The sequence below is a fragment of the Pseudobacillus sp. FSL P4-0506 genome, assembly GCF_038003025.1.
In the GTDB taxonomy this organism is placed as follows: domain Bacteria; phylum Bacillota; class Bacilli; order Bacillales; family Domibacillaceae; genus Pseudobacillus.
The window spans coordinates 76,520-102,500 of the sequence record NZ_JBBOOI010000001.1; the positions used below are offsets into that span (position 1 = coordinate 76,520).

Sequence of the window (25,981 nt, forward strand, 5' to 3'; positions counted from 1 at the left end):
CAAAACCAGTATTCAAGAAAATGATTAATTCAGTGAACCATATTTTTGAACGGAGGATAAAATAAAAACAAAACAATAGCCATATAAAAAGCTGGCCTCCCCGTTAGTTGGCATAAGGGACAGCTTATATGCTAGAACAATCATATAAAGCTTTTGATCCATTTGTTTTGTCTAGGAAAGGAGATGATAACCGCTCATGCTGGAGATAGAAGATAGAGTAAAATGCATAAAAAAGAGGCTGAGCCAAAATGGCTCAGCCTCTTTTGCATTTATATTATTCTTCATCCATAAATGGATAAGCAACATCTGTAGTTGGTGCAAAGTTTTCTTTGATAACGCGAGGGCTTGTCCAACGAATCATGTTAAAGACAGAACCTGCTTTATCGTTTGTACCAGATCCACGAGAACCACCAAATGGTTGTTGGTTAATCATCGCACCAGTTGGTTTGTCATTGATATAGAAGTTACCAGCTGCGCCAGATAAGCGGTTTTCTAAATACTGAATTGCTTGGCGATCTTGTGCAAAGATTGAACCTGTCAATGCGTACATAGAAGCTGTATCAACAGCATGTAATGTTTCTTCTAATTGCTCATTTTCGTATACATAGATCGTTAGGACTGGTCCAAAAATTTCTTCTGTCATTGTTTTGAAGTTTGGATTTGTTGTCACAATGATTGTTGGTTGAACGAAATAACCAACAGAATCATCATACGTGCCACCAGCAATAATTTCCGCTTCTTCCGAACCTTTTGCATATTCGATATAGCTTGTGATGGAATCAAATGCTGGTTTATCAATTACTGCACCCATGAAGTTACGGAAGTCACGAACATCCCCAACTTTAAGTTTCGCAACTTCTTCTACTAAACCTGCTTTTACTTCTTCCCACATGCTAGCTGGAATGTAAGCACGGGAAGCTGCAGAACATTTTTGACCTTGGTATTCAAATGCTCCACGAGCAAGGCTAGCTACCACTTTGTCTGCTTGTGCACTTTCGTGAGCGAAAACAAAGTCTTTACCGCCTGTTTCCCCAATTAGACGAGGGTAAGATTGATAATTTGCGATATTTTCTCCAACTGTTTTCCAAATTGTCTGGAACGTGCTTGTTGATCCGGTAAAGTGGAATCCAGCCATACGAGAATCTGTTAATACTACTTCAGATACTTGTGAACCACGAGAAGGTACGAAGTTGATTACGCCTTTTGGTAATCCTGCTTCTTCTAGAATACGCATAAAGTAGTAGTTTGCTAATAAAGAAGTTGTTGCTGGTTTCCAAACAACTACGTTCCCCATCATTGCAGGAGCTGCTGGTAAGTTCCCGCCGATTGCTGAGAAGTTAAATGGAGAAATGGCTAGTACAAAACCATCTAATGGACGGTAGTCTGTACGATTCCAAACATTTTTCATGCTTGCTGGTTGAATTTGATAGATTTGATTAGCATAATCAACGCCAAAACGTAAGAAATCGATTAACTCTTGAGCAGAATCAATTTCAGCTTGAATAGCTGTTTTGGATTGTCCGAGCATCGTAGCAGCATTCATTAGGTCACGGTATGGACCAGAGATTAAGTCAGCTGCTTTTAAGAAGATAGCTGCACGGTGTTCCCATGGCATATTTGCCCATGCTTCTTTTGCAGCCATTGCCGCTTCTACAGCATCACGTAATTCTTTTTCTCCAGCTTGTGAATAGTTTGCTAGAACATGTTGATGATCATGTGGCATAACTACTTGCTTCACTGTATCTGTCTTTCTATCTTCGCCATTAATGATTACAGGGATATCAACAACGATATCAGATTGGCGTTTTAATTCTGCCTTTAACGTTTCCCTTTCCTTTGTACCTGGAGCATATGTATTGCCAGGCTCATTTGTAGGTGTTGGGATTTTGAAAATTCCGTTACTCATTCTTTCACATTCCTTCCTGTTAAGAAACTTTGTTGCTTTAGTAGTGAAATTACAGCTTTCATCGACAAATTATAACATACTTTTCTGCTCTTTGCCCTTTTTGTTGCTCACAAATATATAATATATTGCATTTTTCATAAGTAGTAGTCCCTTCTATGTTATTGATAGGTGTTTCGAGCCTGAATAGCCGGGGCTGCGCCCTCTTTATTAATAGTTTAACTTTATGCTCAGGCCGGGACTTCTACCAATCTTTATTTCGAAGATGGACATGTACCTGTTATGCAGATATTACCACTAAATCTGAACAGAGTTACACCACATTCTGTCCTTTCTACATAACACTAACTATTCAATAAAATAGCCCGATGATCGCATAAAGATCAATAGAACTTTTGAACTAAAATCACCCAACTAATTGAAACGCGGCTAACTCGTTTGTTAAAAAGCAGATATTGATCAGAACATCCCTTAAAACAAGGGAGATTCAGCAGTCTACGGGGCCTATAGACATGTGAGGCTTACATGAACGCTAACATAGAAAAAAGGCCTCTCACCAGTTTCTTAAACAGATGAAAGGCCCTTTTAAGAAGCAAGTTCTCGTTAAAAAAGTGAGCATTCGCCTCTAACCTCATTATATCAAGGTACTATGATATCTATCACAATACGATTTCTCTTCATTTCCAAACTTGCTCATACCATTGTTTAGCCGTTTCCACTTCGCTCATAGTTAATTGATGACCATGATTTTCCCAGTGCACAGTGACTGATGCCTGGGCACTTTCTAATAATTGTTGAAGCTCTATGGACTCTTGTTGTGGACAAATCGGATCATTTGTTCCAGCTGCTATAAATACTTTCTTTCCTGATAAATTGGGGAGATCGATTCCCCGTCTCGGTACCATAGGATGGTGCAATACCGCTGCTTTTAAAGAATTTGCATGATGAAATAACAAGCTTGCTGCGATATTGGCACCATTTGAATAACCGATGGCAATAATATTTTGACGATCAAATTCGTATTCTTTAGCTGCTTCATCTAAGAAATCATTCAGCTCATTTGTACGAAAAATTAGGTCCTCTTCATCAAATACACCTTCAGCTAATCTTCTAAAGAAACGCGGCATTCCATTTTCTAATACGTTCCCTCGTACACTTAGTACAGAAGCCTCCGGATCAACGATTTCTGCCAATGCCAATAACCCATGTTCATCTCCACCTGTACCGTGCAATAAAAGCAAGACGGGTTTATCTGGTTTTTCTCCTAATCGAAAAATATGTTTCATTTTATGGCCTCATTTCTAGTGTGTTTGTCTATTTAATAGATCCCTTCTATTTCACTCATCCAATGGACGCACATGAATAGGAATTAGTGATTTCTCTAAACGGTCACGGAACGATTCATATTGTGATGGCAGCATAAGATGACTGCCCATCGTTTCATATGTTTCATCGTGGGCGAAGCCTGGAGGGTCTGTCGCGATCTCGAACAAGATTTCCCCTGATTCGCGGAAGTAAATCGCATTAAAATAGTTACGGTCTTTAATTTCTGTTACATGTTGGCCTTTATCCATCGCGTAGCCTTGCCACTCCAAATGATCATGATCATCCTTTGCCCGCCATGCGATATGGTGTACTGTCCCCACTCCCATTTTTCCTCGGACACCTGTTGTCATTTTCAAGTCAATGATATTGCCAATATCTGCTGTCGATTTAAAACGTGTATAGTTTCCTTCTGTCCCCACTACTTCCAGTCCCATTACATCAACTAACGTTGCTTGAGTCTCTTGAGGGCGACTTGAATAGAGGATCGCTCCCCCAAAGCCTTTAATGGCAACGTCTTTTGTAATGTTGCCGAATGTCCAACCGTTTTCTTCTCCCCCTTCACGTTCTACAACTTCAAGTTGTAAACCATGTGGATCTTCAAATTGTACATATGCTTCACCAAATCGTTCTGCTATTGTGTAGTCTATATCAAACTTAGTGAATCGGTCCTTCCAGAAATCTAATGAACCCGGAGGAACAACATAAGTTGTCACCCCAACCTGTCCGTCGCCTATACGCCCTCTATATGCATCTGCCCAAGGGAAAAATGTAATAATGGTTCCTGGCTTGCCACCTTCATTCCCAAAATATAAGTGGTATGTTTCTGGATCATCGAAGTTCACGGTTTGTTTAACAAGACGCAAGCCCAATATGCCTGCATAAAAGTCAATATTTTCTTGTGGATGCCCTACAATTGCAGTAATGTGATGAATCCCTGCTGTCTGTTTTTTCATCTTTTCTCTCTCCCATTTATTCGTTGGTTTGTACTTGTTTTCTTACTGGTACATAAAATTTATTCAATAGGTTCCAATTTCGCCTCAATTTCACCGCGTTTTGATTCTAAAAATGGAGGCAAATCGAGTGTTTTTCCTAACTCTTTAATAGAGGAATCAGCAGTAAAGCCTGGCCCATCAGTTGCTAATTCAAACAAAATTCCGTTGTGTTCCTTGAAATAAATACTTTCAAAATAATATCTGTCAGCTGTTTTTATAATGGCAAAGCCCGAATCCTTGATGCGCTTCTCCCATAATCGCAACTCTTCTCTATTTTTCACACGAATCGCTAAATGGTGAACACTTCCTCTGCCCGGCTTTTCATTAGGTCCCTCTTGTTCGATAATGACAATCTCTCCAAATGATTGACCTGCCATCGACTGATAAATGGCTTGTTTATCCGTGCGTGATAACAGTGCATACCCAAAAATATTTTCTAACGTGCTAGACAAATGATTTAAAGAATGAACAGTTATTTCAACCGGACCCATTCCAAGAATGCGATGCCGTTGTTCAGCATCAGAATCCTTCCATTCCTTCCAATGATCAGGAACAGGTTCTCCGTTATTATTTAACAACACCATGCGGAGCCCTTCCCGATCTTCAAAATGAAGAGCGTCTCTTCCTGCATAAGTTGTTATGTCTCCATGTTCCACTCCAAACAAAGCGAAACGCTCTTTCCAATACATAAGACTTTCAATGGATGGTACTAGCAAACCAATCCTGGTAATCGCATTGGTCCCTCGATGGGTGCGGCCAGCCATCGGCATTTCAAAAAATGTTAACCCTGTTCCTGGACTTCCCGTTAAATCTCCGTAAAACAAATGATACATCGATGGATCATCTTGATTAACAGATACTTTTACCCTGCGTAAACCAAGAACATGTTGATAAAAATCATTCGTTTCTTTTGCATTTTTTGTGATCATGGAAATATGATGATGCCCTGCGATTTTTTCCATTTCCCTTCACCCATTCCTTTATAAAATGGCGTACAACGACTGAGCACATCCTTCAATACACTTGATATCGATTTGCACAGTCTTCATACTATATAACACCATGTGCATGTCACCATGCACATGGTGTATCTTAATTAACGAATGGTCTTTAAAGCAGTGGCCCAAGGAATCACTTGATCTAACATTTGGTTTACTGAGCTTTCTTGTACCTCTTTTGGTTTGAACTCTGTGCCGTTTTCAAAATCAGTGAATAGTGACAATGCTGGATGAACACGCACGTCCGCTACTAATAATTCACCTAAAATTCCACGTAAATGTTCTGCTGCCCGAGCACCGCCTACTGAACCGTAAGAAACGATACCAGCAGCTTTGTTATTCCATTCCTCACGTAAATAGTCTAATGCATTCTTAAGCGCGCCTGTTATTGAGTGGTTGTATTCTTGTACAATAAATACAAATCCGTCTTGTTTCGCAATGATCTCTGACCATGCAGCCGCTCCTGAAGCGTCGGCACCTGGTTCACCTAGTAGGGGTAATTTGTAATCTGCGATATCGATCACTGTATAATTTGCATCCCCGCGTTTGTCCGCTATTTCCTTTACCCAGGCACCTACTTGTGGACTGACACGTCCTTCACGAGTGGATCCTAAAATAATACCGATATTTATTGTAGTCATTGATGGTTCCTCCTTTGATTGTGAGCCGAATAATTTAGTTAAAAATCCCATGTGGCTTCTTTCCCTTCCTTACAAGTATTCTTTCTCAAAGTTCTTTGTACTACGCACGGTATTAATTGGCCGTACGAGTGACTCAATTTTTTCACGTTTCTCTTCAAAGAACGGCGGCAAAGATAACTTTTCTCCAAGTGTTTCATAAGGTTCGTCTCCCATAAAACCAGGGCCATCCGTTGCTAGTTCAAAGAGAATGGAAGGGGCAACGTTTGTATATAACGAGCCAAAATAATAGCGTTCTACATAGCCAGAATTAGGAAGGTTAAATCCAGCTAACCGCTGTTGCCATGACTCTAGGTCTGCCCGTTCATCCACCCGGAATGCCGCATGGTGAACTGTGCCAAATCCTTGGCGTGCTTGAGGTAAAACGGTATTGTGCTCCATAATAACCTGCGCACCGTTGCCGCCTTCCCCCATTTCAAATAAGTGGAATGATCCTTCCTGTGCCACTTCCTTCATATGAAATACTTTTTCCAGTACTTCCTTGAAATAATCAAAATAAGCTGTTCGCACAAAGACAGGCCCCAATCCCGTAATAGCATACTCCAGAGGAACTGGCCCTTTTTGCCATGGTGTCCCGGAAGCCACTCCCTCATTTTGTTCGTCTGAGATCAGTTGATATTGCTGGTCATCAAAATCCACAAAAGACAACACCTTTTTACCAAATTGCTCTTGAATCCCGTTATGTTTTACATCATATTTATCAAATCGCTTCACCCAATAATCTAACGCTTCATCAGCTGGTACCCGGAAAGAGGTTTTTGATATTTCATTGTTTCCATGGATTCCTTTTGGAATGCCAGGAAAATCGAAAAACGTCATGTCTGTACCCGGGCTCCCTGCATCATCGGCAAAAAACAAGTGATATGTTTGGATGTCATCCTGGTTGACCGTTTTCTTTACCAACCGTAAGCCAAGTGTATACGTAAAGAAGTCATAAATTTTTTCTGCGCTGCTTGTAATGGCAGTAACATGGTGTACTCCTTTTAATTCGTTCATTATTGATTACCTCCTATAACTATCTCGAATTCGAGATAATTGATAAAAAAATAAAGCTCTTTGCTCTCTTTTTATTGTAAAAGCTTGTCATTCCTATAGTATAGAGAGTTCTATTGAATCTATACCTCTAAGCTGGTATAGATTCAATAGAGTGCCTCCCACATATGCATGAACTTAAGCTTGTGGATTAACTTCTAATTCCACTGTAATCTTGATATCTTTTCCGACTAATACGCCACCTGTTTCAAGTGCCGCATTCCATGTGAGTCCAAATTCTTCACGGTTAATTTTTGTCGATGCTTCAAAACCGTAAACCTCTACTCCCCATGGGTTGGTACCTTTTCCACCAAATTCAACATCGAATGTTACTGGCTTTGTCACGTCCTTAATGGTTAGATCGCCGGTTACTTTATAGTCATCGCCGTCTTTTGAGATATTTGTTGATTTGAACGTAATCGACGGGTATGCTTCTGCATCAAAGAAATCTCCTGATTTCAAGTGGTTATCGCGATCTTCCGAGCGAGTATTAATACTTGCCACATCAAACGTAAAAGCAATATCAGCTGTTGTTAAGTCTGTTAAATCGGCTGCTTCTACTTCTGCCGTGTAAGCGTCAAAATTCCCTTTCACTTTTGACACCATCATATGTTTTACTTCAAACCCAATACTAGAGTGTGATTGATCCACTGTAAATTTTGCCATTATAAAATTCCCCCTTGAGTATATGTTTTTTAAGTTAAGGTATTCTTTCAAAAATAAAGTCGAGAAAGCAACCATTATCTTCAACTAAGCTATCTTGAAATAATTTATCTCAAATTAAATTATCTTTAATTCGAGATAAATTTAACACATAAAAGATATGTGTGTCAACATGTTTGAAAAGATTATTATAAAAATTTTTCAACCTTTTTCGTTATGGCATTTATTCCTTCATCAAACGCTTGTGTCCAAGCACCGATTAAAATAGAAAAAGTTATGTGCCGATGATACTCTCATGTAACGCTTATATAACTTTACATAGTATGTAGCAAAATCCTGCAATATACTGATTCAATCACCACATATTAGATAGTTTTTCGAGAACCTTTTTGATATATAACAAGAAGGTTATATCACTATTCATCAGTATCTCCAATAAACATACGGATAGTCAAAAAAAGCCTTTCATCAACTGAATGAATGGAAGGCCTGTTTGATTTAAACTATTCAATTGAAACACATTACTAAAAATAATGACGATTCCTGAATAATGCTCTGCTTCGGGATATATGAAAGACTTAAAACTTTTCCCTTACGCCATTCCCTTTTCCATAACAAAACCAGTCGTCAAATTTTACAGTTTTTACCAAACGCCAAAAGTGCTCTTCGATCTCCTTCGTATCCGCTTCACATGTGTTGGTCCAATCGCTGCAATTATGCTCATAAATGAGCGACAATGTTTTACTGCTGCCTTTATCTTTTATGGACCCAAGGTATGAATAGACAGGAACCTTTTCCTTGCCGTCTTTGCCGCCCACTTCAGTAATCAGCTTGCCATAATAATAAATATGATGATCGTCCTCCGATTTCTCATACTCATCTTTGAAATTCATATATCTCGTCAAACGCCTCAAGCCAGACTCCTCTGAACTTCCATCTTCGAATTGTCCCTGGACCCCATACGAGATGTTTGTCTCCTCGTCAATCCACGAAAAAAGGAATTGCTCCCATGACTGTCCGCGTTTCATGTAATAGGTCTCATCCAATGTAGCTTCAGCAGGGATAAGAATAGAATAGGCATCTGTCCATGTTCTCATCTCATAAAATCCTTTTTCGGCTTCTCTATCAGAAACGAGGAAAGTCCGGGTATAATAATCTTGGACTGCGGGATGTGCTGACCGCTCTCCATCCGCCTGGATTGCTACCGCTTTATCTATTGTCCTGTTTATATTCTTATCTGCCTTATTCATTCCTGTACACGCCCCTAATAAAAGAGTCGTTACTATCGAACATAAGGCATACTTCTTTTTCATATGACGATCTCCCTATTTTTCACTTTATTTTAAGCAATATAAGTTATATATGGAAGACATTCGTCAATTAACTTTCCAGAAGTATACTTCCATTTCCTTTAAACCCACGTTGTATGTGTTGTCCAGTGGCTGTAATGATGCCGGTATGAGATAACACCTAATCACTCTTCTTGTCTTTCACTGGTGTGAAGTCATTGAACGCTTAATAGTTATCCCATTGTTATTAGAACTTCTTAAAACAGAGTGGCAGATTTAAATGCTAAGTCAACATAAAGCATACACATACTTCGCTTTTTGCCAAGGCCGATGTCTCACTCGAATAAATCATGGCCTCCTGCTGATCAAATTACAAAAGATGTGTACCCTTACATCATCCAAGAAATGAAAAAAGAAGCCTCCCACAAGTTCATTGAACTGATGAGAAGCCTCCTTTAAAAAACTTTATGTTAGCCCTCTCACCTTACTTAACCCTCACAAGATAAATAGCTTTCCCCCCTAAATTAGCTGTGCAGACTTCCCCTCAGCCAAGGACGAGGGCGATAGGGGCCAATAGGTATTTGGATTAAACTGGTCTTTCCTTGTTGGTCCATCTTATAGAGTTCATCACTCAAATTCGCGTCAAATCCGAGAAGTGGGTGTCCTCCCATTCCGAGAGCTGATGCAGCCAAAAGCAATCGTTGCACGAGCATGCCTGCTTCCATCTGCTGGATTCGATACCCCCTGTATCCTAGTTCTGTTTTATGGAATTCCTTATCACCAGCCACATGCAGGCAAAGTGGCACTTGGAGCAAATTCACATTATCCAGAGACATTCCAGTCTGCAAATGGAGTCGATGGTCTCCAGGACATATTTCTCTTAACTTGTGCTTTGCGCTGTCATAATAGTACGACCCATTTGCAATCCCTTCGACGTTATATAAACAGCCGTAAATTGTTACACGAGGGCCGTTACTCCTATATGCTTCATCCAAATCATTTCTGTATGAGAAAGAAGCCGTTGCCTCCAGGAGAAGGGTGGCCAGTTGTTCTTGACTCACTTTCCCTAAAATGAAATCCATGTCGGGAGAAAATCGGTTTCCGCAGGCCTCGGCCAGGTCATACGACAGGGGCTTTATATCAGGCAATGCCACCGTGCACTCCATACGTTCAGGCATTGCCCTCCCCTCTATCACCCGAAATGACCATGTGGAATCCAGCCTAGAAGCTTCATTCATCGCAGTTATCATCGGATATTCTTTGACACTAAGCGACTGCTCGAAATGTTCTGGTTGAATGGCTGGCAGCTCTTGTGTCAATTCCTCCGATATAACATTTTTGTATAGGTCCCTTCCGCTAGTAGACCAGAGGGTTGCTTCCACCGATAGCGGGATTACACTATATACATTCTCCTCCATTTCCGATAGTCCAAGCAGATGATTGATTGCGGTATCAAGAAATTGAAAGTACACACCTGAGGCGAAGCCAAACCTTTTCGCTACCTCCATTAACTGTCCAATTAGCACACCAGCATCCAGCCCTTGGAGCCGATACGCAAAGTTGTTGTATTTAAAGAAATTTTTCCAGAACATTGTCGACACAAAGACAACACCAAAACACGAGGAGATATCACACCGATTGCCCAGAGCCCTAGCTAAATAGGAATCGAAATTCCCTTCCCGCAGCAATACCAGGCTATGGTGTGCTACATCATAATGGTAGACGCCATCAGGGATTCCCTCTATCTTCAAATACACGTACAATTCGTTGGGATACAGCGCCCCACCAGAAGGAGCAAACCGCCGGTACGACTGCAAAGGGTAGGAACCTTGCTCTGTGGAATCCATTGGAGAGACGGATTGACTCAATTGAGTGAAACCGAACACATACCAGAGAAAATGACCGACTTTATTAAGGTCCAGTCTTACGGGAGGTTCTCCTCTAATAAGTGTTAGCGGTACTTCCGCAGACAACGGAATAACCGGTAGTCCACGGTAGAGTTTATATGCAAGAGGGGCATCCTCCCAATCCACTTCCCAGTTCGGCTGATTTGCCTTATCAACATTAAAATGAAGGTTGTGCAGAAATTCTTCCAGATTCATCCTCTACCTCCTAATCACTGCTTAAGGAAATGGATGCGGATATGGATTGAGTTGTTCTGGTGTCAATGGTTTATTCGTATACCCAAGATCCATAGGGACTCGGAGTATCCTCTCAAGCCCTGTCAGGCGGGTAAGGTGATGCCCGAATGTCATCGGTAACATCCCCGGAATCAGTACTTTTACGCAATACAATTTATTTCGCATCGTTTCTGGGGTCGACTGGTCTACTATAATTACATCAAGATTTAACTGACGGAACACCTGAAGGATGTCTTGCAAATCATCGGTCAGATCCGTATGATTCGACTTCCACTTAAACTCCTCTTTAAAAGTCCGCATGGGGCCATTGTTGTCAAGTAAAAAACTTAAGCGCTCTTCTGCTTGCGGCAAACCGTAAAGCATGCCGTGGTCATCCATCTGCCTCACCAAGGAAGAATCATGCAGCATTCTTTCGTACTCCTTCCGGTTCGCCTCAAATTGTTCATCAAGGGTCAGCATCATGCCAGCAAGCTCGTGAACCGCGCTTTTCACCGCCCGTACCGGATCAAGATGGGCTCCAGCTGCACAGATGAGATTCAATCCCTTTTCCTTTCTATTTTTAGCCATTGCCCAAATACTTGGAATACCATGTTCCATGGTGGAGTTATACAAATACAAATCATATCCAGCGACGGCTCGCATCCGTTCGAGCATTAAGCTCAACTCCTGGTCGTCAGCTGTAAAAGGATCCAGGCGCGGAAGATTCAGCTTCGCGTACCAAGTCATCAGGAATGAATCACGCTCGACCACTTCCATAATTCCATAGAAAATGGCCTCTTCTAAACTTCCTCCTAGCGCACAGCCATTGGAAGTTTCATAGATGAAACCTTGTGATCCACATCCAACACTGTAATAAGCAAGGAGCTCAGGTACGAGAATTGGACGCTCTTCTAATAACGAATATCCCCATACCCAATTAATGGATCGGTCAGGATCAAACGATTTAAATGGAAAACCAGGCTGCGCATATTGTTCCTTTGCGTGTACACCTACCTTTAATGGATTAAGCGCTTGATTTTCCAGGTTACGGAAACTGTCATGTATCACTGTTCGTTTGCCACGTGGCTCTAAACCGCAGTGCCGCTCCAATCCCTCTAAAATGGCTGTCAACACACTTTCTGCGTAGGAATGAGTCCGTCCAGCTGTCCCCTCATCTCCGGCTAACATAGGCAGATTGACACTCGCATCAGCAAATGGAGGCACTAGGTCATACATTTTACTATTCAAAAGGCCAGTACGATTATCCAGATAGTCTTTGACAATAACTTTTTTCATCTCATCCAACGGGCGGCAGCGGAAACTGCTGGAACTGATTTTCGGGCTTGGCTGCAGCGAAATTCGGGCTAATCTCTTTGAATCATCGGGTAATCGACCACAGACCGGACATAGCGGGTTGGGCAGAAAAGAATGCCATGAGCCCTTCAATGTTTTCAAGTCAATTAGGTATACCTTCCCTTCCGAATAAGCCTGATTACCTTGTAATACATTCTGGACCTCACCCCCGATCAGGTAAGCCATTTGTAAAATTCCGGTACTTGAAGCCCACGGGTCACTTCCCATCCCTCCGGCCACAGCCGGCTTCTGTTGTGCCTCCCACATCTCTGTACGGTCACGTCCTCCCATGAGACGTCTCATGTCCGCACATTGAGAGCAACCGGCTGCATTGGGCCGTACAAGCGGACCAATTACACCTTCTCCAAATGAAATGAAGCCTCTGAGCCAGGGAGTACCAGTCTTTCGTAACACTTCTTCCGCCTTTCGATGAACAGAGGGTTCCCAACCATCATCCAAAAAAAGGGCCAAATCCATATTTTCCGGAACTTCTTCCTCTAAATTGGACTTGCGAATAACTTGGTGGTGTGCTAACAGTTCATCACTTACGAGTTCCGCCAACATCCCTTCCCCGACAATCAATATGAAGGAACTCATTGTGACTCCTCCTCTCTCAGCAAAACACCAAACACTCCGTCTAGTTGCTCTTTAAAAACAGATTCAAGCCCTAATTCGAATACTAGGACCCGTTTTCCATTCCGTTTCAATGTTTCCATGGCTCCTTGTAGGATGTCGGCTTGTATCCTCTCTTCACACGCAGGGATACTAAGACTAACTGGCGTTTTTTCTTCCAAAAATACGGACGTTACTTCACAGGCTAGTTCATTAGAGGAATCCGATTTGTTTTGCACTCTGATAAGTGCCTGCTGTAATGCCCCCCGTAACGCCATAGTTATATTTAAATCTGCACGCCCATACCATCCATCTTTCGTACCTACCCATACTACAGGAAAACCGGATACTTCCTTCCCTGCTCCGATAACGGGTGCTCCCTGCATTGTAGTCAATGCCTCTAAATAGAACCGGCATCTTTCATCTTCTATAAAACTTAAATGTACTGGAGAGACAGCATACTTCTGATTAAGTTGTTGCTTGTTAAGCTCCTCAGCCAAACACTTCTGTAACCCGCGGCCTACACCTTCCACAAACGATTCACCAGCTCCAACCCCGACAATTTCCTCAGATGCTACTAAAACTCCATCAACATGTTTATTTAGCGGCAGAGTCTTCACGGCCAAACCGACCATTCGCGACACATACGCTTCAATCCCAGTTAGTCCTGCTTCTCTTCGCGCCTCTTCATGAGTCAAACCCGAACAGACGATGTCTTGCATCAACTCTGCTGGTCCCTCTGACAGCGGGTCGACTACCTGAACACGACACTGAGCTAACGGAAGCTGCTTTAAATCTCCCTCCTCCCACATATGGAAGATTCCCGATTCCTCTGATGTCAACTGGTTAAAATAAAGAAGTAATTTACCTGGCTCAACTTTCTCCAAACCTGTCTGGAGTCGGTTTTCAATATCTTCAACCCATTCAGCGAATATATCGCTCGTTATAAGTGGATGAGGCAGAAACGGATGCCAGTTTCCCTCCAATGTATCCAAATTCAGAAGAAAAATCCTATTATTCTGTTCCAATCCTGTAACTCCTGTAATCTCTTTAAACAGTTCAAATACGACCACATTAGCTAACAACGATCCCGGGATGGCAGAGAAGGAAGGGAATTGCTTATCCTTGAATAAGACAGAATGGTGTAAACGACGCCAGGCTGACTCCCAACATCCCTCGGAATCCGGATGTACTAATGGCCCTGCTAAACCTACCTGCTGCAGGCATATGGCAGGGAGAAACATTTTCTTCTCTTCCCTGCAAACTTTATGAAGATGTCTAAGTTCCTCTACTTCTCCCTCCTGACTCACATACAAAATGGAATCAAAAGGCTTCACTATTTCTTGCCAACTCTCCTTCTTTTGCGGAACCTCCTTTAAGTCAACCGCTGGGTCTTTTTTTCGCGCATGTTCCACGAGTTCCTTTAGCCTCTGTCTGTTGGTGGACACCTCGTCTGTGATTAGCACTTGGATCTTAGTCAAACCCGATTCAATCAAAGAAGAAACCAATGAATTTAAAATAGGACCAGAGCCAACTGCCAGCACCTTGGCCTGACGAAAAACTTGAAAACGGGCTGCCCCAGAACCAACTAAATTGTCCACAAATTCAATTTGAGATGCATACCTTTTAAGATGATCATCCGACAATTGATGCGGAAGGTCCTGGCTTACATCACAAACATACTCATTTTCATACAGTACTTCTGCAATTTCATATACTCGATCCCGGTAGGGGCCAGGCAATTCGTTAGTCAACTGTCCTAACGTATACTCCCCATTGAACATCGGCAACAATTTTTCAACCCATTGATCGATCCCACTACCTTCGATACGGAAGGAACTTAAGTTGTTTCGAAAATACACACCTCTATTTGGTTCAGGGAGATAAAACGTGTCCCTTTTTACTTTCAGACGCATAGAAGGGTTCAAATTTGCCATCTCTATCCTCCTTACCCCTTATGAGCATAGTTGTTCATTATCACTGCCACTATCATCGTATGTACAGCAATTTGTCCGTTATGTCTTATCCTATATTGAAAGTCCCCTGCAACAATACAGGGGACTTTCTCAAAGGAAAAACTAAACGATTAACTTCCCCAGCCGCTACATCTGGAGCAAGATGAGCAACGAGAACAACTAAAGCAGTTAAAGCATCTAAAACAGTTAAAGCAATTAAAGCAGTTAAAACAGCTAAAACAGCTGAAGCATCTAAAACAGCTAGAACATCTAAAACAACTAGAGCATCGGCCAAAACTACCCAATTGTCGATCTTGGTCCGTATAGTACTGATTTTGATCCCAAGGGATTGCCTGCGTCGCTTGGAAATCACCAACATTCAAGCTTTGAAGTTCACTTTGGAAATCATTCATTTTCATTTCCTCCTCAAACAAAATTTAAATAGGTGCCAAAAACTTGAAACAGGAATAGCCGAGTTAAATCGCAAAAGAACTGTATACTGGATGGATGCATTTAGTATTTCGAGCACTCATCAACAAATTATGTAAAATACATGGGTATCGTTACTAATACAGAAGCCTAATTTTATAGAAAGGGTAAAACCGACAAATTTTGTTCATCGAATGAAATAGCTGGCTCCCATTGATCCAGATTAAAGTTAACTTACGAATCACCATTTTTCCGGAACCCTTGTTTAATAAGGCTGCGGCTTCAGCGGGAAAAGCGTTCGCCTGCAGTGAAAATCAGCAATCAAATATAACAGAAAAAGGCCCCCAGCCAAAGTAGCTGGGAGCCTTGAAAACACATAAAAATATAATCTTTCTATTCTCCTGCTTCTATCCTTTTACGTAAACTATTGGCTGATTCCTAAATCTTAGACAACCCATTTATATTTGCTAGAAATGATGGCCACCTGCAATTAAGAAAAGCGATCGAAACGAGGCGATGCAAGCCCGATTGAATATAAACGGTCGTCCCTTAAGAAAGTTGTCCGACTGAGTGTGGACAATCCACACTACTTATAATTGTTTTGCAGTGAGTCTAAATAGAAAAATGGTTTAACCTAGGAACTTCAATTAAATCCCCTTTATGTTTGGTTGTTTAAACACCGCCTAGATAGCTTTGCGTTATGTTTTGGAGAACAATTTTTCCATTCTTGCTGTATTTTTCGAATAACTCTGACAGGAGAAAAACAAACCTTTTATACTCTTCGTCATTTTTTTTCGGCGCATAGGAGGCTGATAAATTCCTTCCCACAAAACCTTCATAATCAAAAAATACATCATTTTGATACTTTTTGAACTCATACTTTCCATCCTTAAAAAAGCGATTAAACACTTCTGGAGTTTCCTCTATGCCACCGCTAAATCCTTTGAAATTTGAACAGGTCTTTTGGCAAATTTCCGCATTTTCTTTAATAATGGGGTTAGTTAAATCTCTGCTATTCCAAACAAGAGCCACCTTTGCCTTTTGTTTTAAAATCCGTTGACATTCGATTTTGAATGCTTTTTTATCAAACCAATGAAATGCCTGGGCAACAGTTACTAAATCCACACTCCTCCCTTTCACAGTTGTATGTTCAGCAGTTGCTTTTATTGATCTAAAACGAGAATATCGTTTTAACGATTGCTCAGCCATCTTTCTCATTTCATCATTTGGCTCCACTCCAATCACATTTAAACCTCTTTCCAGCAGCTGGCGGCTAAATATCCCGGTACCTGAGCCAATATCGGCCACAATCCGCTCATGGTTCAGCTGGCTAGCTGAAAACAAATAATCAATATATTCATTAGGGTAACTAGGGCGATATTTCGCATATATATCGGCCTTGTCGGTAAAAATTCCTGTTGTTTTCACAGCACTACCTTCTTCCCCGCGAGATGATGTATAGAAATAGAGACGAAATAGTATATTTCATAAAATCACCTACTCTTTTCAAGGTATTTTAGCATATTTCTTCCTTAACTAATTTGCCCGATAGCGATATAACAAAAGGAACTGCAAACGCAGTTCCTTTCTTCATTAATGCCCCTGTTTATCCATTCACAAACTAGATTTGCTGCCTTTTAATCCTCATCTTTAAAATGAGCTTCCTCTTTACTTCTTAACCGGCATATATAATACAAGGGCAGGGCTCGAGCAAATGGTGGACAGGCTTGGTCACTCGGATGATCACATCGCGAAAATTTCTATCTCCACGCCACGCAAGAAATAAAAAAGAAGCCCCCCATAAGTTCAGCGAACTCATGAGAAGCCTCTATTAAAAACCTTTATGTTAGCAAAATGTTAGCATTCCACTCTCATCTTACATAACACCCTTAACTCTCAAGGGATGAAGCGGCTTATTACATCATGCCGCCCATGCCGCCCATGTCCGGCATACCCATGCCGCCACCAGCGTTTTCTTCTGGCTTGTCAGCAACGACTGCTTCAGTTGTTAAGAACATAGAAGCAACAGATGCTGCGTTTTGAAGCGCATAGCGAGTTACTTTCGTAGGGTCAACAATACCAGTGTCGATCATGTTTACCCACTCGCCAGTTGCTGCGTTGAAGCCGATGCCTACTTCTTCGCGTTTTAAGCGATCGACAACGACAGATCCTTCAAGGCCTGCGTTGAAGGCAATTTGGCGGATTGGCTCTTCAAGCGCGCGAAGAACGATTTTCACACCAGTTGCTACATCGCCTTCTGTTTCCAATGCAGCTACTTTGTTATATACGTTTACAAGTGCTGTACCACCACCAGAAACGATTCCTTCTTCAACAGCTGCACGAGTAGCGTTCAATGCGTCTTCAATGCGAAGTTTGCGTTCTTTTAGTTCTGTTTCTGTCGCTGCTCCCACTTTGATCACAGCTACGCCGCCAGCTAATTTTGCTAAGCGCTCTTGTAATTTTTCGCGGTCGAATTCAGACGTTGTTTCGTCTAATTGAACGCGGATTTGGTTGACGCGGGCTTCGATTTGGGCAGAGTCTCCTGCTCCTTCAACGATCGTTGTGTTTTCTTTAGAAACAACTACTTTTGCTGCGCGTCCAAGTTGAGTGATATTTGCAGATTTAAGATCTAGACCTAAATCTTCAGTGATCACTTCACCGCCAGTTAATACAGCGATATCTTCAAGCATTGCTTTACGGCGATCGCCGAATCCAGGTGCTTTTACCGCTACAGCGTTGAATGTACCACGAAGTTTGTTCACTACGAGTGTAGCCAAAGCTTCGCCTTCTACGTCTTCAGCGATGATTAAAAGCGGTCTGCTTTGTTGAACTACTTGCTCAAGTACAGGAAGTACTTCTTGAATGCTTGCAATCTTCTTATCTGTGATTAAGATATATGGATTTTCAAGAACAGCTTCCATTTTATCAGAATCTGTTACCATATATGGAGAAGCGTAGCCGCGGTCGAATTGCATACCTTCTACTACGTCAAGCTCTGTAGTGAATCCTTTTGATTCTTCGATTGTGATAACGCCGTCGTTGCCAACGCGCTCCATCGCTTCAGCAATCAATTGGCCAACTTCTTCATCAGCAGATGAAATCGCTGCAACTTGTGCGATAGACTCTTTGCCCTCGATTGGCTTAGAGATTTCTTTTAATGCTTCCACAGCTGTTTGAACAGCAAGGTCCATTCCTTTACGCACGCCAACAGGGTTTGCGCCTGCTGTTACGTTTTTCAAGCCTTCGCTGATCATTGCTTGCGCAAGAACTGTCGCCGTAGTTGTACCGTCACCAGCTACGTCGTTTGTTTTGCTTGCTACTTCAGCAACAAGCTTCGCACCCATGTTTTCGAATGCATCTTCCAGTTCGATTTCTTTCGCGATTGTCACACCATCATTTGTGATAAGCGGTGAACCAAATTTTTTCTCAAGAACCACGTTGCGTCCTTTAGGTCCAAGAGTTACTTTTACGGCATCCGCCAGCTGATCTACCCCGCGAAGCATTGCGCGGCGTGCTTCTTCGCTAAATTTAATCTCTTTAGCCATATGAAAAACCTCCCTGATTATTTAAGTTATTTAAAATAGATAAGTATTTGTTAATTATTCACCTGTTACAGCAAGGATGTCGCTTTCACGAAGGATTAATAATTCTTTGCCTTCGTATTTCACCTCTGTACCAGCATATTTAGAGAAGATGATACGGTCGCCAACAGCTACTTCAAGCGCTACTCTTTCTCCGCTTTCAAGTACACGTCCGTTGCCGACTGCCACAATTTTCCCTTCTTGTGGTTTTTCTTTCGCTGAATCTGGCAATACAATGCCACTGGCTGTTTTTTCCTCTGATTCAACCAGCTCAATTACTACGCGATCACCTAGTGGTTTTAACAAGTGAAACAACCTCCTTGGAATATATGTAATGTTTTTATTTATTAGCACTCTCATATGAAGAGTGCTAACCCAATTAATATAATAAATAAAATGATTTTTTTTTGCAAGGGAGAAGTAATTTTTTTTACAAATCATTTTTTAAATGGGAGAAAATAGTGACAATCCCTTCCGTTTGAATGATCGTCTGTTTATTAGTAAAATACTCTTTAAGTACTATTAGATTTCAGCTTCTCAGGCTTTCCCTATGCTTGTATGATTATCTATTCCAGCGCCCAGTCGCTCAAAGTTCCAGCTGTGCGGCTGAACAGGCGCTTCCACTCTTAAAATAAAGGAGCTCTTTTCATTTGAAGAAGACGTATGGTTATATTTTAATCGCTTATATTTTAATGCAGCTGTTGGGGCTGGTTGCTCCTCTGCTTTTATTTAAAGCAGGGCTTGCCCTTGGAGGTGATCCGCAAACGCTGAAAAATCTTATTCCCGGCTATTGGCTGGTGTTCAGCTTCATGGTCACCCTGATTATTGTATTGCTTCTCCTTCGGAAAGATACCAGAAACAGCCGTCTTGAACGGATGACTCCACTGCCGGTGGGACCTTCCATCTTTTGGGCAGTGGCGGGCATCTTTCTCGCCTTGTTTGGCCAGCGAATTGCCGTCGCTATCGAAACGGCTTTAGGAATTAACATGGGGTCCGAAAACACAGAAACGATTATTCATATTATTGAGCTTGTCCCATTGATGATGGTTGCCACTGCCATTTTCGGTCCGATTTTAGAGGAAATCGTTTTTAGAAAGATTATTTTTGGAAGCTTGTATGAGAAGTTTCCTTTCTGGCTATCCGCTTTGATCAGCTCCGTTATTTTTGCCCTTGCTCATGCTGAACCTGAACATGTCATTCTGTACTCATCGATGGGATTCACGTTTGCTTTTCTATATGTAAAAACAAAAAGACTGCTTGTTCCTATATTCGCCCATGTGGCTATGAATTCCTTGGTCATTGTCGTGCAATATTTTTATGCGGATGAATTAGAGCGGATGATGAAAGAAACGGAAAAAATACAAAGCTTTATTACTTGGCTTTTTTAGGCTTATAGCTTTAAAATTTGGAGGAATTTAATGAAACAATCACCGTTAACGACCGGGATTTTTTATCTTATTCTCGGCGCGTTCTTTACTTATTTAGCCATTCAAGATGTCAACACGGGGGGCTTTGGCTTTTTCACTTACTTGCTCATCTTGCTGGCAACGATGGATATTGGTTCCGGCATTCGCCTGCTCTTTATGTATTGGCGCTTGAAAAGCAACGAAAAAAAATAAGGCTGTTCTCTAAAAGGCTGACTTTCGCTCTTGCGGAAGTTCGGCTCTTTTTTTGGACAGCCTTATTTTATTCTGCATTTTCCGCTTCCAGTTCGGCCTGCAATGTTTTTTTATAGCTAATCTTTGAGATCCAAATGCTGATCTCATAAAGAATAACTAATGGAATCATCACGATAATCTGTGATATCACATCCGGCGGCGTAATAAGCCCTGCTACCACTAGCAGAACAAAGTAAGCATAGCGGCGAATTTGCGCAAGAAACATAGGTGTAATAATCCCCAGCCTTGTCAAAAACATTGTAACAACCGGCAGCTGAAACAAGATGCCGAATGGAAGTGTAATTTGAAATAAGAATTGAAAATACTCGTTAATGCCAATAACCTGCTCAATTTGCAAGTTTCCGGATAACTTCATCATGAAATGAATGATATACGGAAATAAAATAAAATAAGAAAAAGCAATTCCGGCGAGAAATAGCAGCAAGGATAACGGGATGTAGCTAAGCGTTACCTTTCTCTCTTTCTCAAGCAGTCCTGGGCTTACGAATGCCCACAACTGATAAAGAATCATAGGGCTAGTCAATACAAAAGCGATGACAAAAGCCATTTGAAAATAAATCTTTATAGGATCTGTCACACGGAAAGCGTTCATTGTTAATTCCTGCGCTTCGTCCGCATGCTGCAAATAGCGGATAATCGGCTCAGCCAGAAACAAACCGGCAATCATAGTGAGGAATAAGAAAGCGATTACTATAATGAGCCGTTTCCGCAACTCGCCAATGTGTTCATATATTGTCATGTCTTGTCGACTCATTGTCATTCATCCTAACCTTACTGAGGATCCTTCTTATCCTCTGGTTTATCGTCGTCCGCCAGCCCTTTCGTGGCATTCTTAAATTCTTTCAACGTGTCGCCTGCCGCGCGTCCAAGCTCAGGGAGTTTTTTCGGTCCGAAGATTAATATTGCTGCTCCAGCAATCAATATAATACTGCCTACACTTAATCCCATTTATGCAGCACCTCCTTTCCTCCATCATAACCGATTTTTCGGCATAATTCTATTCCGACTTTTCTTCCGAGACATCCGGATAATTCTTTAAAAAATAAACTAACGATTGCAGTTCAACAGCCAGATCAATGTGATGCACTCGAATCATTGGAGGAACGTTCAGTCTCGCAGGTGTGAAATTCAAGATGCCTTTAATATTGCATTCCACAAGACGGTCTGTAATGCCTTGGGCCACAGTAGAAGGAACCGTCAAAATAGCTACTGGTACCTCCTTTGATTGTAGTTTCTCTTCCAGATTATCCAGATGATAAATTGGAACATCCCCAATCGTCTTGCCTACTTTTCCCTCATCTACATCGAAGGCTATTTGTATTTTCGTATTGTTATTCTTCATAAAGTTATAATTCAAAAAAGCGGTTCCTAAATTTCCTACCCCAATAAGAGCTACATTTGTTATTTCATCTTGATCAAGTGTTTTGCGAAAGAACGACAATAAATAGCTGACATTATAGCCGTATCCCTTCTTACCAAGTGCTCCAAAATAAGAAAAATCGCGGCGAATCGTCGCCGAATCTACTTTTACTGCTTCGCTTAATTCTGCCGATGAGACCCGCTGCTTGCCAGAAGAATGCAAGTTTTGGATAAATCTGTAATACAATGGCAGACGCTTGGCCGTCGCCTGCGGAATCCTTAATGGATCATGGTTCATATTTATACCCCCAGCGCTTGCTGTTTCCAAACTGATAACCTTTCGATTCAATCACTCCTTCCATCATACAATATTTTGCACGGCTTGTCTTTCAACTTTATTTCCTTTCTATCGCCCAGAAAGGGTGAAAGAGAATTGCCCAGGCCTATAGAATCAGCTACACTAATAAGTAGAAAACTGAGGTGAGAAGAATGATTTTACTGCAAGTACAACAGCTTACAAAATACTTCGGCGCAGAGCTCATTTTGTCGAATATTAAACTTGAAGTACAAACAAGAGACCGGATCGCTCTAGTTGGTAGAAACGGAGCAGGAAAATCCACTCTTTTAAAAATAATCGCCGGTATCCTCTCTTATGATTCCGGAAATATCTTAAAGCCGAAAGATGCGACAATCGGCTATCTTGCTCAAAACACCGGGCTGGAATCTGATTTATCAATCATGGATGAAATGCTTTCCGTCTTCTCGCATTTGCGCAGCATGGAAAAGCAGCTGCGGCATCTGGAAGAGCGAATGGCGGATCCCGCTGTTTACGGAGATGCCAGCCAATATGAAAGAGTCACCAAGGAATATGATTTGCTGCAAAATGAATTTAAAGAGTCCGGCGGCTATCAGTTCGAAGCAGATATCCGTTCGGTTTTGCATGGCTTGAACTTTCATGATTTTGACTATGAAACGAAAATCTCTACTTTAAGTGGCGGCCAAAAAACGAGGCTCGCACTGGGAAAGCTATTATTGACAAAACCCGACATTCTTATTTTGGACGAGCCGACGAACCATTTAGACATTGATACACTTTCCTGGCTGGAACAATATTTGCAGGGCTACAACGGCGCTATTTTGATCGTGTCCCATGACCGTTACTTCCTTGATAAAGTTGTAAACCAAGTATACGAAATCTCTCGGCAGCACATTAAAAAATTTCATGGGAATTACAGTAACTATTTAGAACAGAAGGCCGAACAATACGAAAAAGATATGAAGCTGTTTGAAAAGCAACAGGAGCAGGTAGCGAAGCTGGAAGACTTCATCCAGCGCAATATTGCCCGGGCTTCGACAACAAAAAGAGCCCAAAGCCGCCGCAAGCAGCTTGAACGGATGGAACGGATGGAACGTCCGGATGGCGATGAAAAATCGGCCAATATCATGTTTCAAATTGAAAAACAGAGCGGCAATGAAGTGTTAAAAGTAAACAATCTTGCTATTGGTTATGATGAAGAAAGAGTTGCCCAAAATCTCAATCTGTATATACAACGTGAAGAGAGCACGGCACTCGTCGGACCAAACGGTGCTGGTAAATCTACTTTTCTCAAAACAATTGTGGATAAACTGCGGCCATTAGCTGGAGAATTTTCTCTCGGTACTAACGTATTCATTGGCTATTATGATCAGGAACAGGCCAACTTAACTTCTAATAAAACCGTATTAAACGAATTATGGGATGACTACCCTTCCAGTGATGAGAAAGAAATACGTACAGTGCTCGGCAACTTCCTCTTTTCAGGAGATGACGTTCTAAAGCCGGTTCATGCATTAAGCGGTGGCGAAAAAGCACGGCTGGCTCTTGCCAAGCTCATGATGCAAAAAGCTAATTTTCTTATTTTGGACGAGCCAACCAACCACCTTGATCTAGATAGCAAAGAAGTGTTAGAAAATGCGTTGATTGATTATCCTGGGACGCTTTTATTCGTTTCCCATGACCGATATTTCATCAATCGTATTGCCTCAAAAGTCATTGAAATGTCCGATAATGGCATGACTGAGTATCTTGGGGATTATGATTATTATGTCGCGAAAAAACAAGAGCAAAAAGAGCTGGCTGAATTGGAAAAATCCTCTTTGCCAATCGTTGAAGAAGTCGTACCGTCTGATTCATCCAACTACCATATAGATAAAGAGCAAAAGAAAAAAGAGCGTCAGAAACGCCGACGTATTGAAGAAATAGAAGAAAGAATTGAAAGCCTAGAAGCAGAGCTCGAAGAAGCCGAAGACTTGCTTTGCCAGCCAGAAATCTTTCAGGATCATGAAAAGTCATTGGAACTTCAGAAAAAAACCGAAGCTTGTCAAACAGAAATTGAGCAGCTTATGCAAGAGTGGGAAACTCTTCATGAGTAGGCTCTAATCCATTGGCTGCTGTGACGTTTATACACAGACTTACCCACAAACTAACATGCCGGTTTTCTTGATTCCTAATTACTTTTACACATTATCCACAAAAATAATCAATTTTATCCACAAAACACACAAGCTTTCCAGCAGTTTAAAAAGGACTTTTCCACAGAATAACCTTTTTATACACATGTTATTCACAGCTTGTGAACAAGTAAAAAGGACTGTTTTTCCATTAGGGCGTTACTAGTGGAAAAACAGTCCTTTCTTTTTATTTTATTATTGTTCGATATCCAGTCCTGGATAGCCATTCATCGCCAAATCTTCAAATTTTCCCTGCTCATATAGAATGGTTCCCGCAGCGGCAATCATAGCTGCATTATCGGTACAAAGACTTAACGGCGGAATAATCAGTTCGATATCCTCGAGTTCGGCAAACTGTTCTTCCAAGGCCTTTCTCAACCCTCTATTCGCAGCAACCCCGCCGGCTAGCAGTACTTGCTTCACTTTATATTCCTTTGCTGCTCTTATGGTTTTCGCTGTTAAAACATCGATCACGCTTTGCTGAAAGCTAGCAGCTACATCTTCCGGTCTCAATTCTTGTCTTCGTTGTTCTGCATTGTGGAGAGTGTTGATAACTGCTGATTTTAGACCGCTGAAACTAAAATCATATGACCCTTCTTCGAGCCAGGCTCTAGGAAAATCAATAACTGGCTCTCCTTCAGCAGCAAGACGATCAATGTGAGGACCGCCTGGATAAGGCAAGTTCAATGTTCGAGCTACTTTATCATATGCTTCTCCTGCCGCATCATCACGCGTTTCACCGATTACTTGAAAACTGCCGTGCTCTTCCATAAGTACCAACTCAGTATGCCCACCCGACACAACGAGAGACAGCAGCGGAAAAGCAAATTCTTTTATCAGACGATTGGCGTAAATATGGCCAGCTATGTGATGAACACCTATAAGTGGCAGCTGATGGGCAAAGGCTAACGCTTTAGCCGCGTTGACTCCCACCAAAAGAGCCCCCACAAGACCCGGTCCTTTAGTAACGGCAATGGCATCGAGGTCTTGAAAAGCCATATCGGCTTGACGCAATGTTTCCTCGAGGACCAATGTAATTTGCTCTACATGATGCCGGGACGCAATTTCAGGAACAACTCCGCCAAAGCGTTTGTGACTTTCAATTTGCGAAGAAACAACATTAGATACGATTTCCCGGCCATTCTTTATGATGGCTGCTGCCGTTTCGTCACAGCTTGTTTCTAATCCTAATATATAAATATCTTTTTTCATTATAAATTCACCCACATTACTAATGCGTCTTCCTGATTGTCAGAATAATAATTTTTTCTAATCCCACCTGGCTGGAAGCCCAGCTTTTTGTATAAATTTTGAGCAGATTCGTTGCTTACACGTACTTCTAAAGACATGATAGACGCTCCCCTCTTTCTGGCAGTGTTCATTACAGCGACGAGTAGCTTCTCCCCCCACCCTCTGCCACGAAACTCCGGGAGGATAGCGATATTGGTAACTTGCGATTCATCCAGTACGAGCCACATTCCACAGTAACCTATGATTTGGCC

Annotated in this window: 23 protein-coding genes (1 of these 23 only partly in view); 3 read left to right on the forward strand and 20 right to left on the reverse strand. The window is 41.7% G+C overall.

The window, feature by feature from the left end; all coding sequences use genetic code 11:
* Positions 1 to 274 precede the first annotated feature (274 nt).
* From pruA to groES, 15 genes are all read right to left on the reverse strand, one after another.
* Positions 275 to 1,906 carry an L-glutamate gamma-semialdehyde dehydrogenase gene (pruA, locus tag MKZ02_RS00335; RefSeq protein WP_120036115.1) on the reverse strand — a complete coding sequence of 544 codons (1,632 nt, stop codon included), beginning with the start codon at positions 1,904 to 1,906 and terminating at the stop codon, positions 275 to 277.
* Positions 1,907 to 2,580: 674 nt separating this feature from the next.
* Positions 2,581 to 3,189 (reverse strand): alpha/beta hydrolase, encoded by a 609-nt coding sequence (locus tag MKZ02_RS00340; protein WP_340851294.1) that lies wholly within the window; start codon positions 3,187 to 3,189, stop codon positions 2,581 to 2,583.
* 51 nt (positions 3,190 to 3,240) lie between these two features.
* The gene (locus tag MKZ02_RS00345) at positions 3,241 to 4,182 is read right to left on the reverse strand and encodes a ring-cleaving dioxygenase (protein WP_340851295.1); all 942 of its coding nucleotides are present in this window, start codon (positions 4,180 to 4,182) and stop codon (positions 3,241 to 3,243) included.
* Between the two features lie 59 nt (positions 4,183 to 4,241).
* On the reverse strand, positions 4,242 to 5,183 hold the full coding sequence (locus MKZ02_RS00350) for a ring-cleaving dioxygenase (protein WP_120036112.1): 942 nt from the start codon (positions 5,181 to 5,183) through the stop codon (positions 4,242 to 4,244).
* Between the two features lie 134 nt (positions 5,184 to 5,317).
* On the reverse strand, positions 5,318 to 5,911 hold the full coding sequence (locus tag MKZ02_RS00355) for an NADPH-dependent FMN reductase (protein ID WP_182917078.1): 594 nt from the start codon (positions 5,909 to 5,911) through the stop codon (positions 5,318 to 5,320).
* A gap of 18 nt (positions 5,912 to 5,929) precedes the next feature.
* On the reverse strand, positions 5,930 to 6,913 hold the full coding sequence (locus MKZ02_RS00360; protein WP_340851297.1) for a ring-cleaving dioxygenase: 984 nt from the start codon (positions 6,911 to 6,913) through the stop codon (positions 5,930 to 5,932).
* 174 nt (positions 6,914 to 7,087) lie between these two features.
* Positions 7,088 to 7,615, reverse strand: a complete 528-nt coding sequence (locus tag MKZ02_RS00365; RefSeq protein WP_120036109.1) for a YceI family protein — start codon at positions 7,613 to 7,615, stop codon at positions 7,088 to 7,090.
* A 575-nt stretch (positions 7,616 to 8,190) separates the two neighbouring features.
* Positions 8,191 to 8,925, reverse strand: coding sequence for a hypothetical protein (locus MKZ02_RS00370; RefSeq protein WP_340851299.1), 735 nt, complete (start codon positions 8,923 to 8,925; stop codon positions 8,191 to 8,193).
* A 500-nt stretch (positions 8,926 to 9,425) separates the two neighbouring features.
* Positions 9,426 to 11,003: a SagB family peptide dehydrogenase gene (locus MKZ02_RS00375; protein ID WP_340851300.1), complete on the reverse strand. Its 1,578-nt coding sequence runs from the start codon at positions 11,001 to 11,003 to the stop codon at positions 9,426 to 9,428.
* Between the two features lie 21 nt (positions 11,004 to 11,024).
* Positions 11,025 to 12,971 carry a TOMM precursor leader peptide-binding protein gene (locus MKZ02_RS00380; protein WP_340851301.1) on the reverse strand — a complete coding sequence of 649 codons (1,947 nt, stop codon included), beginning with the start codon at positions 12,969 to 12,971 and terminating at the stop codon, positions 11,025 to 11,027.
* Positions 12,968 to 14,923: a putative thiazole-containing bacteriocin maturation protein gene (locus MKZ02_RS00385; RefSeq protein WP_340851302.1), complete on the reverse strand. Its 1,956-nt coding sequence runs from the start codon at positions 14,921 to 14,923 to the stop codon at positions 12,968 to 12,970. The genes MKZ02_RS00380 and MKZ02_RS00385 overlap by 4 nt, the downstream gene beginning before the upstream one ends.
* 149 nt (positions 14,924 to 15,072) lie before the next feature.
* Complete coding sequence (locus tag MKZ02_RS00390; protein WP_340851304.1) at positions 15,073 to 15,360, reverse strand: heterocycloanthracin/sonorensin family bacteriocin; 288 nt, start codon at positions 15,358 to 15,360, stop codon at positions 15,073 to 15,075.
* A 682-nt stretch (positions 15,361 to 16,042) separates the two neighbouring features.
* The gene (locus MKZ02_RS00395) at positions 16,043 to 16,798 is read right to left on the reverse strand and encodes a class I SAM-dependent methyltransferase (protein ID WP_340851306.1); all 756 of its coding nucleotides are present in this window, start codon (positions 16,796 to 16,798) and stop codon (positions 16,043 to 16,045) included.
* Between the two features lie 488 nt (positions 16,799 to 17,286).
* Positions 17,287 to 18,915, reverse strand: coding sequence for a chaperonin GroEL (gene groL / locus MKZ02_RS00400; RefSeq protein ID WP_340851307.1), 1,629 nt, complete (start codon positions 18,913 to 18,915; stop codon positions 17,287 to 17,289).
* Positions 18,916 to 18,969: 54 nt separating this feature from the next.
* Complete coding sequence (gene groES, locus MKZ02_RS00405) at positions 18,970 to 19,257, reverse strand: co-chaperone GroES (protein ID WP_120036102.1); 288 nt, start codon at positions 19,255 to 19,257, stop codon at positions 18,970 to 18,972.
* A 344-nt stretch (positions 19,258 to 19,601) separates the two neighbouring features.
* On the opposite strand from groES, the gene MKZ02_RS00410 reads away from it, so the two are divergent.
* Together MKZ02_RS00410 and MKZ02_RS00415 are read left to right on the forward strand one after the other, a co-directional pair.
* The gene (locus MKZ02_RS00410; RefSeq protein ID WP_120036101.1) at positions 19,602 to 20,339 is read left to right on the forward strand and encodes a CPBP family intramembrane glutamic endopeptidase; all 738 of its coding nucleotides are present in this window, start codon (positions 19,602 to 19,604) and stop codon (positions 20,337 to 20,339) included.
* 30 nt (positions 20,340 to 20,369) lie between these two features.
* A complete protein-coding gene (locus MKZ02_RS00415) occupies positions 20,370 to 20,570 on the forward strand; it encodes a YdiK family protein (protein WP_120036100.1) in 201 nt (66 codons plus the stop codon).
* A 67-nt stretch (positions 20,571 to 20,637) separates the two neighbouring features.
* Here MKZ02_RS00415 and tatC read toward each other — a convergent pair whose 3' ends face one another.
* From tatC to MKZ02_RS00430, 3 genes are read right to left on the reverse strand one after another with little or no spacing between them, the layout of a single operon-like run.
* Positions 20,638 to 21,384 carry a twin-arginine translocase subunit TatC gene (tatC, locus tag MKZ02_RS00420; protein WP_120036099.1) on the reverse strand — a complete coding sequence of 249 codons (747 nt, stop codon included), beginning with the start codon at positions 21,382 to 21,384 and terminating at the stop codon, positions 20,638 to 20,640.
* A gap of 17 nt (positions 21,385 to 21,401) precedes the next feature.
* Positions 21,402 to 21,578 carry a twin-arginine translocase TatA/TatE family subunit gene (locus tag MKZ02_RS00425; protein WP_120036098.1) on the reverse strand — a complete coding sequence of 59 codons (177 nt, stop codon included), beginning with the start codon at positions 21,576 to 21,578 and terminating at the stop codon, positions 21,402 to 21,404.
* A gap of 49 nt (positions 21,579 to 21,627) precedes the next feature.
* A complete protein-coding gene (locus tag MKZ02_RS00430; protein WP_120036097.1) occupies positions 21,628 to 22,287 on the reverse strand; it encodes a redox-sensing transcriptional repressor Rex in 660 nt (219 codons plus the stop codon).
* Between the two features lie 191 nt (positions 22,288 to 22,478).
* Here MKZ02_RS00430 and MKZ02_RS00435 point away from each other — a divergent pair, with 191 nt between their 5' ends.
* Positions 22,479 to 24,401 (forward strand): ABC-F family ATP-binding cassette domain-containing protein, encoded by a 1,923-nt coding sequence (locus MKZ02_RS00435; protein ID WP_340851311.1) that lies wholly within the window; start codon positions 22,479 to 22,481, stop codon positions 24,399 to 24,401.
* Positions 24,402 to 24,674: 273 nt separating this feature from the next.
* On the opposite strand, the gene tsaD is transcribed toward MKZ02_RS00435, so the two are convergent.
* Both tsaD and rimI read right to left on the reverse strand, forming a co-directional pair.
* Complete coding sequence (gene tsaD, locus MKZ02_RS00440; protein ID WP_182917077.1) at positions 24,675 to 25,691, reverse strand: tRNA (adenosine(37)-N6)-threonylcarbamoyltransferase complex transferase subunit TsaD; 1,017 nt, start codon at positions 25,689 to 25,691, stop codon at positions 24,675 to 24,677.
* Positions 25,691 to 25,981 carry the 3' portion of a ribosomal protein S18-alanine N-acetyltransferase gene (gene rimI, locus MKZ02_RS00445; protein ID WP_340851313.1) on the reverse strand. Its footprint extends 156 nt past the window's final position, so the window shows 291 of its 447 coding nt (coding positions 157-447); its start codon lies beyond the right edge, outside the window — the gene reads right to left on this strand; it ends in the stop codon at positions 25,691 to 25,693. The genes tsaD and rimI overlap by 1 nt, the downstream gene beginning before the upstream one ends.

What these genes read in the sequence shown, in the direction of transcription:
- groL (WP_340851307.1), bottom strand. Translation starts at nt 18,915, where the DNA reads ATGGCTAAAGAGATTAAATTTAGCGAAGAAGCACGCCGCGCAATGCTT.
- MKZ02_RS00435 (WP_340851311.1), top strand. Translation starts at nt 22,479, where the DNA reads ATGATTTTACTGCAAGTACAACAGCTTACAAAATACTTCGGCGCAGAG.
- MKZ02_RS00345 (WP_340851295.1), bottom strand. Translation starts at nt 4,182, where the DNA reads ATGAAAAAACAGACAGCAGGGATTCATCACATTACTGCAATTGTAGGG.
- MKZ02_RS00415 (WP_120036100.1), top strand. Translation starts at nt 20,370, where the DNA reads ATGAAACAATCACCGTTAACGACCGGGATTTTTTATCTTATTCTCGGC.
- MKZ02_RS00375 (WP_340851300.1), bottom strand. Translation starts at nt 11,003, where the DNA reads ATGAATCTGGAAGAATTTCTGCACAACCTTCATTTTAATGTTGATAAG.
- MKZ02_RS00355 (WP_182917078.1), bottom strand. Translation starts at nt 5,911, where the DNA reads ATGGGATTTTTAACTAAATTATTCGGCTCACAATCAAAGGAGGAACCA.
- MKZ02_RS00365 (WP_120036109.1), bottom strand. Translation starts at nt 7,615, where the DNA reads ATGGCAAAATTTACAGTGGATCAATCACACTCTAGTATTGGGTTTGAA.
- MKZ02_RS00340 (WP_340851294.1), bottom strand. Translation starts at nt 3,189, where the DNA reads ATGAAACATATTTTTCGATTAGGAGAAAAACCAGATAAACCCGTCTTG.
- tsaD (WP_182917077.1), bottom strand. Translation starts at nt 25,691, where the DNA reads ATGAAAAAAGATATTTATATATTAGGATTAGAAACAAGCTGTGACGAA.
- MKZ02_RS00425 (WP_120036098.1), bottom strand. Translation starts at nt 21,578, where the DNA reads ATGGGATTAAGTGTAGGCAGTATTATATTGATTGCTGGAGCAGCAATA.
- tatC (WP_120036099.1), bottom strand. Translation starts at nt 21,384, where the DNA reads ATGAGTCGACAAGACATGACAATATATGAACACATTGGCGAGTTGCGG.
- MKZ02_RS00385 (WP_340851302.1), bottom strand. Translation starts at nt 14,923, where the DNA reads ATGGCAAATTTGAACCCTTCTATGCGTCTGAAAGTAAAAAGGGACACG.
- MKZ02_RS00380 (WP_340851301.1), bottom strand. Translation starts at nt 12,971, where the DNA reads ATGAGTTCCTTCATATTGATTGTCGGGGAAGGGATGTTGGCGGAACTC.
- MKZ02_RS00390 (WP_340851304.1), bottom strand. Translation starts at nt 15,360, where the DNA reads ATGAAAATGAATGATTTCCAAAGTGAACTTCAAAGCTTGAATGTTGGT.
- MKZ02_RS00430 (WP_120036097.1), bottom strand. Translation starts at nt 22,287, where the DNA reads ATGAACCATGATCCATTAAGGATTCCGCAGGCGACGGCCAAGCGTCTG.
- MKZ02_RS00360 (WP_340851297.1), bottom strand. Translation starts at nt 6,913, where the DNA reads ATGAACGAATTAAAAGGAGTACACCATGTTACTGCCATTACAAGCAGC.
- MKZ02_RS00350 (WP_120036112.1), bottom strand. Translation starts at nt 5,183, where the DNA reads ATGGAAAAAATCGCAGGGCATCATCATATTTCCATGATCACAAAAAAT.
- MKZ02_RS00370 (WP_340851299.1), bottom strand. Translation starts at nt 8,925, where the DNA reads ATGAAAAAGAAGTATGCCTTATGTTCGATAGTAACGACTCTTTTATTA.
- pruA (WP_120036115.1), bottom strand. Translation starts at nt 1,906, where the DNA reads ATGAGTAACGGAATTTTCAAAATCCCAACACCTACAAATGAGCCTGGC.